Raw genomic sequence first — 15,432 nt, 5'->3', positions numbered from 1 at the left:
TCAGGCCGCCATCAGCCTTTTCACCGCTCTCATATCCTGCAGGAACCGCTCGCGTTCGGCCTGCTTGTCCGCCGGCTCGCGAATGCGCAGGATGAAGGACGGGTGGATGGTGACGAAGACACGCAAGCCATCGTCGCGCTCCACGACCGCCCCGCGCATCTTCATGATCGGCACCACCTTGCCGAGCAGCGCCTGCGCCGCCGTTGCGCCGAGCGCTACCGCCAGATTGGGCTTGATCAGATCGATTTCCTTGTCGAGCCACCAGCGGCAAGCCTGCACCTCGCCGGCGTTCGGCTTGGAGTGGATGCGCCGCTTGCCGCGCGGCTCGAACTTGAAATGCTTGACCGCGTTGGTGACGTAGACTTTCAGCCGATCGACGCCGGCATCGTCCAGGATCGCGTCGAACACCTTGCCCGCCGGACCGACGAAGGGCTTGCCCGCCAGGTCCTCCTGGTCGCCCGGCTGTTCGCCGACGAAGATCACCTTAGCTTTATCAGGGCCCTCACCGAACACAGTCTGCGTGGCGTCGTGCCATAGCGGACAGCGGCGGCAGATCTTGGCCGTTTCGCGCAGTTCAGGAATCGTCCTGGCGTCGATTTCTGTCGTTTCCGGGGATTTGCCGGTCGGCAAGCCTCTCGACTCCACCTTGGCATGGTGCGACGTGGGGGTCGTCTGCATCCTGGCGATCATGGCTAAGGCGGCCTTGTCCGCTTCTGTGATCAGAACCGGAATGAGCGAAGCCGCCGGAAGGTTCCTTCAAAACTGGTCCGGTCGGAACTTCGCCGAGCGAAGACTCTGCCGAACAGGGCCCTACACCTCGTGCAGATAGAGGTGATAATCCAGTTCGCTGACCGTGCGCGCCACGCGCAGATATTCCGACTGCTTGATCGCCACGAACGTCCGGTGCAGGTCTTCGCCCAATGCGCCCTTGAGGAAGGTCGACGCCCTTGCTGCCTCGATCGCGGCACGCCAGTCGACCGGCATCGTCGTGCGCGTGACGGCCGATTCGTAGCCATTGCCGGTGGTTTCGGGACCGGGATCGAGGCCCTCGTCAAGGCCTTTGACGATGCCTGCCAGCACCGTTGCTGCCACCAGGTAAGGATTCGCGTCGACGCCCGATGGCCGGTGCTCGATGCGGCGGTTCTTGGCATCGCCGGCCGGCACACGCAGTGCCACCGAACGGTTGTTGACGCCCCAGGTCGGCGCCACCGGCGCATAGGATTGCGAGACGAAGCGCCGCCATGAGTTGGCGTGCGGCGCAAAGACCAGCATCGATTCCGCCATCGTCTGGATCAGTCCGCCGAGCCCGCGCAGCAGCGGCAGCGACCAGCTTTCGCCGCCGGTTTCGGCAAAGACGTTCTTGCCGGCATCGTCCAGCAGCGAGACATGAAAATGCATGCCAGAGCCGGCATACTTCTCGATCGGCTTGGCCATGAAGCAAGCGGTGACACCATGCCGACGTGCCTGCGCCCGCACCAGACGCTTGAGCATGACGAGATCGTCGGCCGCCCGCATCACGTCCTTGCGGTAGTTGAGCGTCAGCTCGTACTGGCCGGGCGCATATTCCGAGATGACCGTCTCGGCCGGGATGCCTTGCACCTTGGCTGCGGCGTAGATGTCGGAAAACAGCGGCTCCATGCCGTGCAGATGGTCGACGGAATAGACCTCCGTCTTGGCCGAGCGGCGTCCGTCGAGCACCGCGTGCGCCGGCTGCACCTTACCTTCGGCATCGCGCTCGTTGGCGAGCAGGAAGAATTCGAGCTCGAAGGCGCCAGCCGGATGCAGGCCCTTGGCCGCGAGGATGTCTACCTGGCGGGCGAGTGCCAGCCGCGGGTCGGACGACATCGGCTGGCCATCGAGATGGTACATCGCCATCAGCACCTGGCCGCGCGGCGGCTGTGTGCCGAACAGCGGCACCAGTGTGCCGGGGATCGGCCACGCCCGCAGGTCGCCGTCGCCGGTCGTCCAGATCAGCCCGGTCTCGTGAACATCCTCGCCGGTGATGTCGAGGCCGAGGATCGAGATCGGCATGTGCCGGCCACCCTCGAAGATGCTCATCAACTCGTGCCGGCGCACGATCTTGCCGCGCCCGACGCCATTGGCGTCGGTCAGCACGATGTCGAACGCTTCGATCTCGGGATGAGCGTCGAGAAAGGCCTGCGCCTCGGCGGGCGTCGAGCCCGAAGGGGATGCCGTGACCAGGTTCAAACTTTGCTTGGGCGCTTGTTTCATGCCGCAAGCTTGTCTCACGCCGTAAGCTTTGCCGCAACCGCGCCGAAGGCAGTGATCAGCCGGTCCACCTGGGCGGCGCTGGTCGCAGGAGAGATCAGCATCATGTTGTGGAAGGGTGCGATCAGCACGCCGCGATTGACCAGCGCAACGTGGACCGCCGCCTCGAGCTCCGGTGCATGCGCAGCTTCCGCCTCGCCGCCATTCCTCAACGGGCCCGGCGCGCAGATGAACTCGACGCGGGCGCCGACGCGAGCAACATGCCAGGGCAGACGATAGCGATCGATGACGGCAGTCAGCCCGGCGTCGAGCCGCCGCGCCAGATGGTCCATATGGCTGTAGTTCTCGTCGGTCATGACGTATTCCAGCGTGGCGCGCATCGCTGCGAATTGCAGCGGATTGGCCGACAGCGTTGTCCCCATGCCGGAGTAGCCGGGCTCTTTCCGGCTGATATAAGCGGCATAGCGGGCCGCAACGTCTTCGCTCATCCCCCAGACGCTCGCCGGTACGCCGCCGGCAATCGGCTTGCCCAGCACGAACAGGTCCGGTTCCAGCCCGTATTTGCTTGTATAGCCACCGGGACCGGTCGAGATCGTGTGCGTCTCGTCGATTAGAAGCAGCGTGCCGGTCGCACGGGTGAGACGCCGCAAGCTATCATGAAAGCCGGCGTCGGGCAGCACCATGCAGGAATTGGTCAGCACCGGCTCGGCGATGACGCAGGCGACATCGTGGCCCCGGAGTGCCGCGTCGAGCGCCGGCAGATCGTTGAACTCGACGACATCAGTCGCGCGCGTCAGGTCGCGGAACTCGCCGGCCAGTCCCGGTCGATTCACCGCTTTCCCGGCGACCAGCCGCACCATCGTCTCGTCGACCGAGCCATGATAGCAGCCGTTGAAGACCAGTATCTTCTCCCGGCCGGTAACGGCGCGGGCAACGCGCAGCGCGAAGCGGTTGGCATCGGTCGCCGTCGTCGCGATCTGCCACAACGGCAAACCGAAACGCTGCTGCAGCAGCGGCCCGATGGCGAGTGCGTCCTCGGCAGGCAGCATGTAGGTCAGGCCGCGTCCGGCCTGCCAGCGGATGGCGCGTGCGACCGACGGCGGCGAATGACCGAACATCGAACCGGTGTCGCCAAGGCAGAAATCGTCGAGCCGGTTGCCGTCGATATCTCTGATGATGGCGCCCCTGGCACTATCGACGAGGATCGGGAACGGCGTCGGCCAGTCGTTCATCCAATGCATCGGCACGCCGCCGAAGAAGCCGGGCAGGCCATGGCCGATTTTCGCCATCGATTTTGGCCGCGCCCGGCGGAAGACTTCTGCCTCGGTCGCGCGCAACTCGGCGATCCGGGCCGGGCCGATGCCGCCGATGGAAGTCTTTGAATGGTTGATTACGTTCATGGCGGCCCTCTCAGTCGCACTTTAGACAATCGGCATCCGCCACCGCAATTGGCCGGGCGGCTGCCCTGTGTTGGGTCAGCGGTCATTTGAATGAAAACAGGCGCTTGACCGCGAGCCGCCTTCGGGCGCCAATGGCACTTCGGCTGGAGGGGACAGGATGGTGCGGGCGATCGTCTGCGCAGCAACGCTGCTGTCGTCGGTTGGTGCGGCTCTGGCGTCCGGCGGCATCTGGTGTTCCGCCGAGGATGCAGCCGTCAAATTTCAGGTCGGTGCCGGGGTCACCAGAGGCATGGGCGGGCCGACCTTCAATTTTAGCGGCGAGCTCGAAATTCTGGGCAGGCCGGCTGGCGACAGTCTGCGCAAGACGGTGTTCGAGGATCAGAATCTCACGCAATATTGGCTCGACAACAAGGAATTGCGGCTGCTCGTCTACCACGAACGGCAGGTCGAAAACGCCTACGGCTATGTCGAACTGACGATCCTGACCAAAGCCAGCGACGAAGGCGTCTATGACGGCCGCTATTTGCTCTCAATCTATGATGTTACGGCCGATACCGAAGCAGGCTACGCCGAAATATCGATGACGCCGCAATCGCCGGCAGCGCTGCCGAACGCGACGCGGCGCTCTTCCTTGTCCCACATCATGGAGGTGACGGCGCCCTTGCCTGGCCGGCGCAACAGCACTTCCCTGGCGTCGGCGAAGCGCACCGCCATCACCATGCCGTCATCATAGCCGATAGCAACGACGTCCTGGCTCGGGTGACAGGCGACGCAGGTGACCATCGCATTGCCGCGCGTGCCGAGTTCCAGCGGCGCCTTGCCCATCGGCCCGTCCTTGCCAGAAAACGGCCAGACGATCGCTGCCGGCGCGCCGGAACTCGCCAGCCATTTGCCCTTGGCGCTCCACGACAGGCTTTTGACCTTACCTGGGTAGCCGGACATCCGCATGTGCTTGCCGTCGGCGAGCTTCCAGCCATGCAGCGCGTTTTCCTGCATGGTGGTGACGACGAAGCCGCCGTCCGGCGAGAAGGTGATGCCGGTGTGGGCGCCGGCCCATTCGAGTTCGGCCGGCTTGCCGTCGGCGGCCGGGAAATGCAGCGTCGCGCCATTGTAGCGGGCAACGCCGAAGCGCATGCCCTTGGGCGAGAAGGCAAGCCCCTCGACCGAGCGCGGATGCGAGAATTCCCTGGTCTTGCCGTCGGCAAAGCGCACATAGGCAATCTTGCCCGAAGCATAGGCAATAGCGCCTTGCGGCCCGGCGGCGACGCTGGTTATCCATTTCTTGCCTGCGGTCGCCAATTCCGCTGTATTGCCGTCTGCGGTCACGGCAAAGATCTTGCCGTCCTCACCACCGGTGATCAGCCGGTCGTTCGCCGCATCATGGAAGGCGGCGAGCAGCCCGTCATTGGCCTGCACCGTCTTGTGGCCATGGTCGAGCCGATGGATTGTGCCGTCAGCCAGCGCAAAATGCGGCACGTCGCCGAGGAACACGGCGGCGAGGCAGTGGCCTTCGAGATCGAGCGGGGCGACTGTCGGCATGAGAGATCATTCCGTTTGAGATTTCTGCTGCCTCACCCTTAAGGGGTTGAGCTGCGGGTCTCAACCCGTGCTTCGGATCGTCGTGAGGAGAGACCGCCAGCGTTGCGGACTACCCCTTCTCCCACAAGGGGAGAAGGAAGAAAGGGCAGCTAAATCAAGCGGCCTGGCAGGCCTCGAAGCTTGTCTTCAGCCGCTCGGCGTCGAGTTCGCGACCGATGAACACCAGCCGGCTCTCGTGCTTCTCGCCGTCCTTCCAGGCGCGCTGGTGGTCGCCTTCGATGATCATGTGCACGCCCTGGATGACATAGCGCTCGTCATCGCCTTTCAGCGCAATGATCCCTTTCAGCCGCAGGATGTTGGGGCCTTCCATCTGGGTGACCTTCTCGATCCACGGGAAGAACTTTTTCGGGTCCATCTCGCCGCCGCGCAGCGACACCGACTGCACGGTCACGTCATGGATGTCGGAAGGGTGCGCATGATGATGATGCCCGTCATGATCGTGGCCGTCGTGATCATGGTGATTGTGGTCATGATCATGATGGTCGTGATCGTCATGCGCCTCGAGGAAGTGCGGATCATTCTCCAGCGCCCGGGACAGGTCGAACGCACCGCGATCGAGCACCTCGGACAGCGCCACGCCGGCGCGTGTGGTGCGATGGATTCGTGCCGCCGGGTTGATGGCGCGGATCGTCGCCTCCACCTTGCTCAGCTCTTCGGGAGTGACCAGGTCGGTCTTGTTGAGCACGACGACATCGGCAAAGGCGATCTGGTCCTCGGCCTCGCGGGAATCCTTGAGGCGCAGCGGCAGGTGCTTGGCGTCGACCAGTGCCACCACCGCATCGAGCCTGGTCTTGGAACGCACGTCGTCGTCCATGAAGAAGGTTTGTGCTACCGGAACGGGATCGGCGAGGCCTGTGGTCTCGACGACGATGGCGTCGAAGCGGCCGGGTCTGCGCATCAGGCCTTCGACGACGCGGATCAGGTCGCCGCGCACGGTGCAGCAGACGCAGCCATTGTTCATCTCGTAGATTTCCTCGTCGGATTCCACGATCAGCTCGTTGTCGATGCCGATCTCGCCGAATTCATTGACGATGACGGCGTAGCGCTTGCCATGGTTTTCCGAAAGGATGCGGTTGAGCAGTGTCGTCTTGCCGGCGCCGAGATAGCCGGTGAGGACGGTTACGGGGATCTGCGTCTGTGCGTCGCTCATATTGTGCCTCGAATAGGGATTGTCGGCTCCATATAGGATGTGTGCTCGGCTTTTGCACGAGGCAAACCGGTGGGCCAAAGAGAGGCTGGTATTGCCGAACTTTCCTCACATTGCCGAACTTTCATTGGCGCGGGTTGGCGGTGGGGCTTAGATAGGCAAAGGGTCATTCACCGGGGGCTGTTCGCGTTGAAGAGGCGCCAGATGTCGGACAAGTCCTTGCCACTAACCCGTCGGCAGGCGCTCGGTCTCGTTGCGGTTACCGCTGGCGGCATATTCCTGCCCGCCGGTGCAAGGGCCGGGCAGGTTTCGCCATATGCCGGGCTTGCCTTGTTCGAAGCCGGTGCCGGCGTCTGCGCCATCACGCCCGAGGTCGCCGAAGGGCCGTTCTATTTCGACCCGAAGCTCGAACGCGCCAATATCACCGAGGGCAAGAAAGGCATCGCCCTCAATGTGCGGCTGCAAATCGTCGACGCCTCCTGCCGGCCGCTTCCCGGCGCACGCGTCGATATCTGGCATTGCGACGCCCAGGGCGCCTATTCCGGCTATCCCGGACAGGGCGACGGGCAGGATATCGACACGTCTGGCCAGAGCTTTCTCCGGGGCTGGCAGAGAACCGATGAAAGCGGCATTGCTTCTTTCGCCACCATCTATCCCGGCTGGTATCGCGGCCGCACCACCCACATCCATTTCAAGATCTTCCCCGACGACCGCTCGGTGATGACCGGCCAGATGTTCTTCCCCGACAGCCTCAGCGATCAGATATTCGCCACCGTCGCGCCCTATAACGACCGTCCCGGCAAACGCGACACATCGAACGCGCGGGACGGCATTGCGCGGCAGGCCGGGCCGCTGTCTCAGGCAGCGCTGCGGGAAATGGCGGACGCCTTTCAGGCCTTGATGGTGGTCGCGGTGAAGGCCGGTTGAGAACGCCTCGTCACGTCCCCATCCAGCCATTGCGGAAAGTCGTTTGTCATCTAACTGAAATAAACATCTGGCATTAGCCACGGCGAACACCGCGATGCTTGCCGGCAAAGCTATTTTCCGAGCCGGAATGTTTTCGATCGTCATTGCCAATCGGCGGCCTGCTTCTATGCTGCCCGCACCGGTTCGGCCGAGGAGGGATGAGCATGGCCAAGGCGGACAAGACTGCAACAATGAGCCGGCTGCATTCGGCGGCGCGGCTGGCGCGCACGGCGCTCGCCGCCCGGCTTCTGGCGCATGGCTTCTATGCCGGCCAGGACCAGATCATGCTGGCGCTCGACCGCGATGACGGGCAGACGCCCGGCAATCTTGCCGGCCGCCTCGGCGTGCGTCCGCCGACCATCACCAAGACCATCAACCGGCTGCAGGCGCAGGGTTTTCTGGAGAAGCGCGCCTCGTCCGCCGATGCCCGCCAGGCGCATATTTTCCTCACCGACACCGGCCGCGAAATCATCCACGCCATCGAGAAATCGGTGAAGAAGACCGAAAAGCAGGCATTGAAGGGTCTCGACAAGAAGGATCAGAAAGCGCTGTTCAAGCTGCTTGCGCGTGTCGAGGCGAACCTGTCGAACGGCGAAATGGTGCTCCCGGATGACGAACTGGATATCGAGGACAAAATCCTAGAATAAGGTCACGCGTTCGCCGCTGACGGCCGTCGCGTCAGTGCCGACCAGCGTCCCGGCGTGACGCCGAACGCCTTCTTGAAATGCCGATTGAAATGGCTTTGGTCGCTGAAGCCGGCCGCGATGGCGATCTCTGCCAGCGGTTCGTTGGCTTCGATCATACGGCGGGCTCGCTGAAGCCGGCGCATCAACAGGAACCGGTGCGGGCTGGTGGAGAAGGTGGCGCGGAAGTGCCGCGACAGGGCATAACGGTCCAATCCGGTTATCGCCTCCAATTCATCCGAACGTACAATCCGCGCGACATTTTCCTCCAGATAGTCGCGCGCCAGGCTGGCGGCGCGCCACGCGGTTTTCGCTACCGGTTTCGCCGGCTGACCGGCGTGCCCGGCCAGGCTTTGCATAAGCTGCGTCATGAAATCGACGACAAACAGCTCGTCCAGTTCCTGATCCAGCGGCCCGAGCGCCGAAAGCAGCGTCGCGCGGAGATCGCGGTCTGTCACTACGGCATCCCCGACGAAAGGCAGTGACCCGCCGCCGAGGCAATCGAGCATCAGGGACGGCTCCAAATAGAGCATTCTGTAACGCAGGCCGTCTTCGGTGCCGGCACCGCCATCGTGCAGTTCGTCGGGATGAAGGATAATGATCTGGCCAGCCAAGCTCTGATGCGTTTGGCCGCGATAGCGGAAGCGCTGCACGCCATAAAGCGTCACCCCGATCGCATAGGTGTCGTGGCGATGGAGATCGAAGGCGTTGCCGTGGAACCGGGCCTCGATGCGTTCCATGCCGGCAGCACGGGGTGCCGGTACGATGCAGTTCTCGGCTGCTTCCACGCACAAACGTCCAAGACCTTGAAAGGCTTCCCCGTCTAGACCGTGCGGCATCGATTCACTCGCAGCCTCGGATTGGCCCCCTTTCGGATTGGAAACTGTCGCATGTTCGATACGAAATTTGCAATCGTGCTCAAGGATGATCTTCCCGTCTGGCAAAAGCTCAACGTCACCGCCTTTCTGACCAGCGGCATCGTCGCGCAGTTTCCCGACATTATCGGCGACCCCTACCGTGATCGCGCCGGCAATATCTACAACCCGCTGTCGATCCAGCCGGTCATCGTGCTTTCGGCGGACGGCCAGACGCTCGGCGCGATCCACCGGCGGGCGCTGGAGCGTAGTGTGACGGTCTCGCTCTATGTCGAGGAAATGTTTTCGACTGGGTATGATCTGGCCAACCGTGCCGTCTTTGCCGAATTTGCGCCGGAGGATGCCAAGGTGGTCGGCATCGCGCTTCGCGCCGAAAAGAAGCTCGTCGACAAGATCACCAAGGGCGCCCGCATGCACGCCTGAGTCGTCGGCCACCAGGGACAAAAACTGAGCCTGGTCGGCGGCGTTCGTTGTGCCAGCCTGTTTTGGCTTGCCGGCAGGCGACAATTGCCGCATTGGTGAGGGACTGCCTTGCTTCCCGTCCGGCCTGAAATTGAATGCTCCCCCAAGACATGACGAAAGCGCGACGTCGCCGGCGGCGATCCTGTGCATGCTTTCCGTCTACGTGTTTTTCACCTTCCTCGACACCAGCAGCAAATACCTTGTCCTGGCCGGCGTCTCGGCGCTGATCGTCGCTTGGACCCGCTTCGCGGTCCATGTCCTGATCGTCGGCGTCTTTCTGCGCGGATGGCGTGAGCCGCTGCGCTTTCGTCCCGCCAACCTGCCGGCGCACATCACGCGCGGTCTCCTCCTGTTCGGATCGACGATATGCAACATTCTGGCGCTGCGGACGCTGCAACTGGCGGAAACCACCTCGATCTACTTCTTCGGCCCGATGGTGATCACCGCGCTTGCCGGTCCGTTGCTAGGGGAATGGGCCGGCTGGCGGCGTTGGCTGGCGATCATGAGCGGCTTTGTCGGCGTCCTCATCATTACCCGGCCGGGCATCGGGGTTTTTGGCGTCGGCCATCTCTTTGCGCTCGGCTCGATGCTGTCGAACAGTTTTTACGTCATCATGACGCGCCGCATGTCCGCGACGGAAACCTCGGAAAGCCTGATCCTGTTTTCGGCGTTGGCGCCGGCCGTGCTGCTGCTGCCGACACTGCCGTTTTCGCTTTCGCTGCCGCAGGATGGCTGGCACTGGTTCATATTGCTGATGCTCGGCGTTTTCGGCGCCCTTGGCCATTGGCTTCTTGTGCAGGCCTATCGCCTTGCCACCACCACGGCCCTGGCCCCCTATCCATATTCGCAGATGATCTGGATGATCGTCTCCGGCCTGATCGTCTTCAACCAGTTTCCCGATCGCTGGACGCTGGCCGGTGCCACAGTCATCGTCGCCAGCGGCCTCTACATCGTCCACCGCGAGCACCGGCTTCGCTTGCGCAACCGCGCGACGCTGGACGCGGAGGCGGAAGCGCTGGCAAAAAAACTTTGATTTGCTCGGGATCGATGGCATAAGAGCCGGCCTTTAAACAGTTTAAATTGCTTCAGGAGCGCAGGGCGCTGGCACAGAAGATCAAGCTTTCGACCATCGCGGATGCGCTCGGCGTGTCCACGGCCACGGTCTCGCTGGCCTTGCGCGACAGCCCGCTGGTCGCCGGCGGCACCCGCGACCGCATCAAGGAACATGCCCGCGCCATCGGCTATATCTACAACCGCCGCGCCGCCAGCCTGCGCACCTCGCGCTCGGGCATAGTCGGCGTCGTCGTCCACGACATCATGAACCCGTTCTTTGCCGAAATATTGCGTTCGATCGAGAGCGAGCTCGACCGCAGCCGGCAAACGTTCATCCTGTCGAACCACTACGACCAACTCGAGAAACAACGTACCTTCATCGACACGCTTCTGCAGCTGGGCGCTGACGGCGTCATCATGTCGCCGGCCATCGGCACGCCGCCCGAAGACATAATCATGGCCGAGGAGAACGGTCTCCCGGCAGTGCTGATTGCACGCACCGTCGAAGGTGCCGACGTGCCGGTGTTTCGCGGCGACGATGCCTATGGCACCGGGCTTGCCACCAATCATCTGATCTCGCTTGGCCACAAGCGCATTGCCATGATCGGCGGCACCGACCAGACCTCGACCGGCCGCGATCGCTATCAGGGATATGTCAACGCTATGGAGTCGGCAGGGCTTGAGGTCAGGCCGTCCTGGCGCATCGCCGGCCCGCGCACCAAGCAGGCCGGCTTCGAGGCCGCCGGGCAGTTCCTGGCGCTGAAGGACAGGCCGACCGCGGCCTGCTGCTGGAACGACCTCGTCGCCATCGGCCTGATGAACGGCATTGCGCGCGCCGGGCTGGTGCCGGGCATCGACATCTCTGTTACCGGCTATGACGACCTCGAGGAGGCGGCGATCGCGACGCCGGCGCTGACCACCGTCTGGAACGGCCAGCGCGAGGTTGGCCGCCGCGCCGCCAGCGCGCTGCTCGACAAACTCAACGGACAGACGGTGCGGCCGTCGCAGGAACTGATCAAGCCGGAACTGCATGTGCGCCAGTCGACCGGCAAACCGGTGGAACGTGCATGACAAAAACCGAACAGCAAGCTGTCGCCATTCTGGTGCCGGGCCAGTTCAACGATCATGCGGTCGGCCGCATCGACGGGGCGTTCAGCCGCGTTCGGATCGAACGCGCCGATCCCTCGCTGGTCACCGACGAGATGCGCCTTACGGTGCGCGGCATAGCCGCCTTTGGCGGCATAAGCGCCGCGTTGATGGACGCGCTGCCAAAGCTCGAGATCATCGCCAATTTCGGCGTCGGCTATGATTCGGTCGATGTCCGCCACGCCGCACGGCGCGGCATCATGGTCACCAACACACCGGATGTGCTGACCGAAGAGGTCGCCGATACGGCGCTCGGCCTGTTGATCAATACCATCCGCGAACTGCCGCGCGCCGAGGCCTGGCTGCGCGACGGAAGTTGGCTGCGCAACGGCAACTATCCGCTGAGCCGGCTGACCTTGCGCGGTCGCCATGTCGGCATCTTCGGCATGGGCCGCATCGGCCTCGCCATTGCCCGCCGGCTCGACGCTTTCGGGCTGTCCATTGCCTATCACAACCGGCGCCGCGTCGAAGGCCTGTCCTATGACTATCACCCGACGCTGAAAGGTCTCGCCGAGGCGGTCGACACGCTGATCTCGGTGGCGCCCGGCGGGGCCTCGACGGAAAAGGCGGTCAATGCCGAAATCCTCTCGGCCCTTGGGCCGAACGGCGTCTTCGTCAATATCGGCCGGGGCAGCACGGTCGACGAACCAGCCCTTGCCGCCGCACTTGCCAGCGGCAGCATCGCCGCTGCCGGGCTAGACGTCTTTGCCGACGAGCCAAATGTGCCAGCGGCGTTGCTTGCCGCGCCCAACACCTCGCTTTTGCCACATGTCGGCTCAGCCTCGCAGCACACCCGCCGCGCCATGGCGGACCTGTGCGTCGACAATCTGGTCTCGTGGTTTTCGCAGCGCAAGGCGCTGACGCCGGTGCCGGAGACGGCAAATGTCAAGGCAAGGCCGTAAGCGGGTTGCCATATCTATTAACTTCAGCTTAACCCTTCGGAATCATTCTGGTCCTTCCTAGTGTATGTCCGCCTGACAGCACATGACAGCAAGATGAAGCGCGCCTCCTGATCTCTTCGAACGCGGCGCGCTTGAAATGCGCGGAGAAACAGGATGAAAACGGTTCCCGCATTGATGGCGACTGCTGCGCTGTTAGGCAGCGTCCAGCTGTTTTACGCCGGTAGCGGTCAAAGCCGCGCAGCCAGTGAGTCAACACCTTCGTCTGGCAACTACAGGCTGGTAGCCCATGGCGACGAGGCGTCTTGTGCGGTCAGCCGCGGCGCCGAGATTTCGCAAGGGCTGTCGCTGTTGACGGTTGCCCCGAATTGCCGCCGGGTGTTGCCCGGTGTCGAGCAGGCGAAGTTCTGGCGAGAGCAGGATGACGGTACGGTCACCTTCAGCGCTAACGGCACCGATCCGATCGTCATGTTCTCAGTCGCCGACGGCGATGGTTACGAATCCTACGCGCCGGCGCTGCCGCTGCTGACGCTGGCGTCGGCCGGCGACTGACGAGCGCGGCAGGACTATTCCGCCGCGGCGCGCGCGCCCGATTTCGCCGCCTGATGCAGGCGCACCGCATCGCCGAATGCGCGAAATATCTTTACCGAGATGCTGTCCGATTTGACCCAGTATTCGGGATGCCACTGGACGCCGACGGCGAAAGCCCGTGCATCGCGCACCGAAACCGCCTCGACTGTGCCGTCGGCGGCGACCGCTTCGACCTGCAGCTTCGGGCCAAGCCGGTCGACCGCCTGGCGATGCACCGAATTGACCATGATGTCGCCGGCGCCGAAGACCCCGGCCAGGCAGCTGCCGGGTTTTATCGACACGCTCTGACGGATGGCGAAGCGCTCGTCCTGATTGTCGCTCGCCGGCGCACGATGATCGAGCGAACCGGCGCGTTCCTGGATTTCGGTGGCCAGCGTGCCGCCCAGTGCCACATTCATCTCCTGGATGCCGCGGCAGATGGCGAGCAATGGCACCCCGCGCTCCACCGCCCGGCGGATCAGCGGCAGCGTGGTGGCGTCGCGGGCGGGGTCGTAGGGACCATTGGCTTCGCTGGCGTCACCGCCATAGAGCGAGGGATGAACGTTCGACTTGGAACCGGTGACCATGACGCCGTCGACGGAGGAAAGCAGTTCGTCGAAGTCGAGCCGGTCGCCGAAGGACGGCACCAGCAGCGGGAATACGCCTGCCCCCGAAAGCGCCGCTTCAAGATATTGCTGCGGCGCGGCATGCCAGGTGTAATTGTCGAACTGGCGGACGTCTGTCGATATGGCGACGAGCGGCTGGTGCATTTGGTCCGGATCCCATCGGGTGCAGCGAATTATCTGCCTGCAAAATAGGCGATCCGAAGGCGCATTTCCATGGCAAGTTTCGGCGTGTCGCGTAGGCCAGTTAATCGACCTTAGACTATAGTTGCAAGATCTGCCCCAACGCCGTGAATTTCCCCGAAATGCGCCACTCAAACCGGGCTGCCGCGCTGGACTCGACTCCTTGCCTGTGTATTGTCGGGCTCGAAGCCGATCCGGGCGCCGAAGCGTCCCGAATGTCGGTCAGTGGATCCAAAAGGGAGGAACTTCATGGATCGTCGTTCGTTCATCCGCAAGGCCGGCACCGCCGGCGTTGGCGCCGCGGCCGCTGCCGCGACACTTGCCGCGCCGGCCATCGCCCAGTCCAATCCGAAAGTGACCTGGCGGCTGGCGTCGTCCTTCCCGAAGTCGCTCGATACGATCTATGGTGGCGCCGAAGTGTTTTCCAAGATGCTGTCGGAGGCGACCGACGGCAACTTCCAGGTCCAGGTCTTCGCCGCCGGCGAACTCGTTCCCGGCCTGCAGGCCGCCGATGCCACCACTGCCGGCACCGTCGAGGCCTGCCATACGGTGGCATACTATTACTGGGGCAAGGACCCGACCTGGGCGCTGGGAGCGGCGGTTCCGTTTTCGCTCAATGCGCGCGGCATCAACGCCTGGCACTATCATGGCGGCGGCATCGATCTGTTCAACGAGTTCCTGGCGACGCAGGGTCTGTTCGGGCTGCCGGGCGGCAATACCGGCGTGCAGATGGGTGGCTGGTTCCGCAAGGAGATCAAAACGGTCGCCGACCTTTCCGGCCTCAAGATGCGTATCGGTGGTTTTGCCGGCAAAGTGGTGCAAAGGCTCGGCGTGGTTCCGCAGCAGATCGCCGGTGGCGACATTTATCCGGCGCTGGAAAAAGGCACGATCGATGCCGCCGAATGGGTCGGCCCCTACGACGACGAGAAGCTCGGCTTCTACAAGGTTGCGCCCTATTACTACTATCCCGGCTGGTGGGAAGGTGGACCGACTGTCCACCTGATGTTCAACAAGGCGAAATACGACGAACTTTCGCCGGCTTACAAGTCGCTGGTGCATACTGCCGCTCAAGCGGCCGACGCCAACATGCTGCAGAAATACGACTATCTCAATCCGGCGGCGGTTAAGCGGCTGGTTGCCGGCGGGGCCAAGTTGAGCCCGTTCAGCCAGGAGATCATGGCCGCCTGTTTCGAAAAGGCCAACGAAGTCTATGCCGAGATGGAAGCCTCGAACGCGCCGTTCAAGAAGATCTGGGACTCGATCAAGGCGTTCCGCAAGGAGCATTATCTCTGGGCGCAGGTGGCCGAGTACAACTACGACACCTTCATGATGGTCCAGCAGCGCAACAGCAAGCTCTAGAACATTCTGCGACGCCGAGTGGCTCCACTCAGCGTCGCAGAAATGGGCTAAAACAAAGCGGATGCCCGGTTTTATTTGAATGCATTCCGCCCCAGGAAGACGTGGTTCTTGTCAAAAGGACCCTGAGCACGCCTCGCGTTCCTTCCCTGTCAGCCTCGGACGCACTGACTTCCCCCAGTATTCCCACCCGGCGTAAGGCAATAGAACCCAGTCGACTTGATGCGGCCACGCATCAGTT

At 63.1% G+C, this 15,432-nt stretch carries 15 protein-coding genes; 8 read left to right on the top strand and 7 right to left on the bottom strand.

The features are described from left to right. The 5 genes from NKH70_RS00195 to NKH70_RS00175 form a co-directional block, all read right to left on the bottom strand. On the bottom strand, positions 1-723 hold the full coding sequence (locus tag NKH70_RS00195; protein WP_352717377.1) for a UdgX family uracil-DNA binding protein: 723 nt from the start codon (positions 721-723) through the stop codon (positions 1-3). An 87-nt stretch (positions 724-810) separates the two neighbouring features. Beyond that, a complete protein-coding gene (locus NKH70_RS00190) occupies positions 811-2,232 on the bottom strand; it encodes a glutamine synthetase family protein (RefSeq protein ID WP_352915179.1) in 1,422 nt (473 codons plus the stop codon). 14 nt (positions 2,233-2,246) lie between these two features. Next, on the bottom strand, positions 2,247-3,629 hold the full coding sequence (locus NKH70_RS00185; RefSeq protein ID WP_353024759.1) for an aspartate aminotransferase family protein: 1,383 nt from the start codon (positions 3,627-3,629) through the stop codon (positions 2,247-2,249). Between the two features lie 564 nt (positions 3,630-4,193). Next, positions 4,194-5,168 (bottom strand): WD40 repeat domain-containing protein, encoded by a 975-nt coding sequence (locus tag NKH70_RS00180; RefSeq protein WP_352915184.1) that lies wholly within the window; start codon positions 5,166-5,168, stop codon positions 4,194-4,196. A gap of 154 nt (positions 5,169-5,322) precedes the next feature. After that, positions 5,323-6,378 carry a CobW family GTP-binding protein gene (locus NKH70_RS00175; RefSeq protein ID WP_352915187.1) on the bottom strand — a complete coding sequence of 352 codons (1,056 nt, stop codon included), beginning with the start codon at positions 6,376-6,378 and terminating at the stop codon, positions 5,323-5,325. Between the two features lie 201 nt (positions 6,379-6,579). Between NKH70_RS00175 and NKH70_RS00170 the strand changes: the two genes are divergently transcribed. Together NKH70_RS00170 and NKH70_RS00165 are read left to right on the top strand one after the other, a co-directional pair. Then, positions 6,580-7,302: an intradiol ring-cleavage dioxygenase gene (locus NKH70_RS00170; RefSeq protein WP_352915190.1), complete on the top strand. Its 723-nt coding sequence runs from the start codon at positions 6,580-6,582 to the stop codon at positions 7,300-7,302. A gap of 203 nt (positions 7,303-7,505) precedes the next feature. After that, positions 7,506-7,988: a MarR family winged helix-turn-helix transcriptional regulator gene (locus tag NKH70_RS00165; protein WP_352915193.1), complete on the top strand. Its 483-nt coding sequence runs from the start codon at positions 7,506-7,508 to the stop codon at positions 7,986-7,988. Positions 7,989-7,990: 2 nt separating this feature from the next. On the opposite strand, the gene NKH70_RS00160 is transcribed toward NKH70_RS00165, so the two are convergent. After that, positions 7,991-8,863: an AraC family transcriptional regulator gene (locus NKH70_RS00160; RefSeq protein WP_352915195.1), complete on the bottom strand. Its 873-nt coding sequence runs from the start codon at positions 8,861-8,863 to the stop codon at positions 7,991-7,993. A 51-nt stretch (positions 8,864-8,914) separates the two neighbouring features. Here NKH70_RS00160 and NKH70_RS00155 point away from each other — a divergent pair, with 51 nt between their 5' ends. The 5 genes from NKH70_RS00155 (at position 8,915) to NKH70_RS00135 (ending at position 13,011) form a co-directional block, all read left to right on the top strand. Continuing rightward, entirely contained in the window at positions 8,915-9,322 is a 408-nt protein-coding gene (locus NKH70_RS00155) for a DUF2000 family protein (RefSeq protein ID WP_352915198.1), read from the top strand. Positions 9,323-9,509: 187 nt separating this feature from the next. After that, on the top strand, positions 9,510-10,394 hold the full coding sequence (locus NKH70_RS00150; RefSeq protein WP_352915201.1) for a DMT family transporter: 885 nt from the start codon (positions 9,510-9,512) through the stop codon (positions 10,392-10,394). A gap of 68 nt (positions 10,395-10,462) precedes the next feature. Then, positions 10,463-11,485, top strand: coding sequence for a LacI family DNA-binding transcriptional regulator (locus NKH70_RS00145; protein WP_292658373.1), 1,023 nt, complete (start codon positions 10,463-10,465; stop codon positions 11,483-11,485). Continuing rightward, positions 11,482-12,462, top strand: a complete 981-nt coding sequence (locus NKH70_RS00140) for a 2-hydroxyacid dehydrogenase (protein ID WP_352915203.1) — start codon at positions 11,482-11,484, stop codon at positions 12,460-12,462. The genes NKH70_RS00145 and NKH70_RS00140 overlap by 4 nt, the downstream gene beginning before the upstream one ends. A 153-nt stretch (positions 12,463-12,615) precedes the next feature. Then, entirely contained in the window at positions 12,616-13,011 is a 396-nt protein-coding gene (locus tag NKH70_RS00135) for a hypothetical protein (RefSeq protein WP_352915204.1), read from the top strand. A 14-nt stretch (positions 13,012-13,025) separates the two neighbouring features. On the opposite strand, the gene NKH70_RS00130 is transcribed toward NKH70_RS00135, so the two are convergent. Continuing rightward, positions 13,026-13,799: a gamma-glutamyl-gamma-aminobutyrate hydrolase family protein gene (locus NKH70_RS00130; RefSeq protein WP_352915205.1), complete on the bottom strand. Its 774-nt coding sequence runs from the start codon at positions 13,797-13,799 to the stop codon at positions 13,026-13,028. A 285-nt stretch (positions 13,800-14,084) separates the two neighbouring features. On the opposite strand from NKH70_RS00130, the gene NKH70_RS00125 reads away from it, so the two are divergent. After that, complete coding sequence (locus tag NKH70_RS00125) at positions 14,085-15,194, top strand: TRAP transporter substrate-binding protein (RefSeq protein ID WP_352492671.1); 1,110 nt, start codon at positions 14,085-14,087, stop codon at positions 15,192-15,194. The last annotated feature ends 238 nt before the right edge of the window (positions 15,195-15,432 follow it).

The organism is Mesorhizobium sp. M0991 (assembly GCF_040318915.1).
In the GTDB taxonomy this organism is placed as follows: Bacteria; Pseudomonadota; Alphaproteobacteria; order Rhizobiales; family Rhizobiaceae; genus Mesorhizobium.
Note: the sequence above shows the minus strand (reverse complement) of the source record. Positions and strands in the feature narration are given on the sequence as shown.

Coding starts and splice junctions, on each gene's coding strand:
- NKH70_RS00190 (WP_352915179.1), bottom strand. CDS start 2,232: ATGAAACAAGCGCCCAAGCAAAGTTTGAACCTGGTCACGGCATCCCCT.
- NKH70_RS00185 (WP_353024759.1), bottom strand. CDS start 3,629: ATGAACGTAATCAACCATTCAAAGACTTCCATCGGCGGCATCGGCCCG.
- NKH70_RS00180 (WP_352915184.1), bottom strand. CDS start 5,168: ATGCCGACAGTCGCCCCGCTCGATCTCGAAGGCCACTGCCTCGCCGCC.
- NKH70_RS00175 (WP_352915187.1), bottom strand. CDS start 6,378: ATGAGCGACGCACAGACGCAGATCCCCGTAACCGTCCTCACCGGCTAT.
- NKH70_RS00170 (WP_352915190.1), top strand. CDS start 6,580: ATGTCGGACAAGTCCTTGCCACTAACCCGTCGGCAGGCGCTCGGTCTC.
- NKH70_RS00165 (WP_352915193.1), top strand. CDS start 7,506: ATGGCCAAGGCGGACAAGACTGCAACAATGAGCCGGCTGCATTCGGCG.
- NKH70_RS00160 (WP_352915195.1), bottom strand. CDS start 8,863: ATGCCGCACGGTCTAGACGGGGAAGCCTTTCAAGGTCTTGGACGTTTG.
- NKH70_RS00155 (WP_352915198.1), top strand. CDS start 8,915: ATGTTCGATACGAAATTTGCAATCGTGCTCAAGGATGATCTTCCCGTC.
- NKH70_RS00150 (WP_352915201.1), top strand. CDS start 9,510: ATGCTTTCCGTCTACGTGTTTTTCACCTTCCTCGACACCAGCAGCAAA.
- NKH70_RS00140 (WP_352915203.1), top strand. CDS start 11,482: ATGACAAAAACCGAACAGCAAGCTGTCGCCATTCTGGTGCCGGGCCAG.
- NKH70_RS00135 (WP_352915204.1), top strand. CDS start 12,616: ATGAAAACGGTTCCCGCATTGATGGCGACTGCTGCGCTGTTAGGCAGC.
- NKH70_RS00130 (WP_352915205.1), bottom strand. CDS start 13,799: ATGCACCAGCCGCTCGTCGCCATATCGACAGACGTCCGCCAGTTCGAC.
- NKH70_RS00125 (WP_352492671.1), top strand. CDS start 14,085: ATGGATCGTCGTTCGTTCATCCGCAAGGCCGGCACCGCCGGCGTTGGC.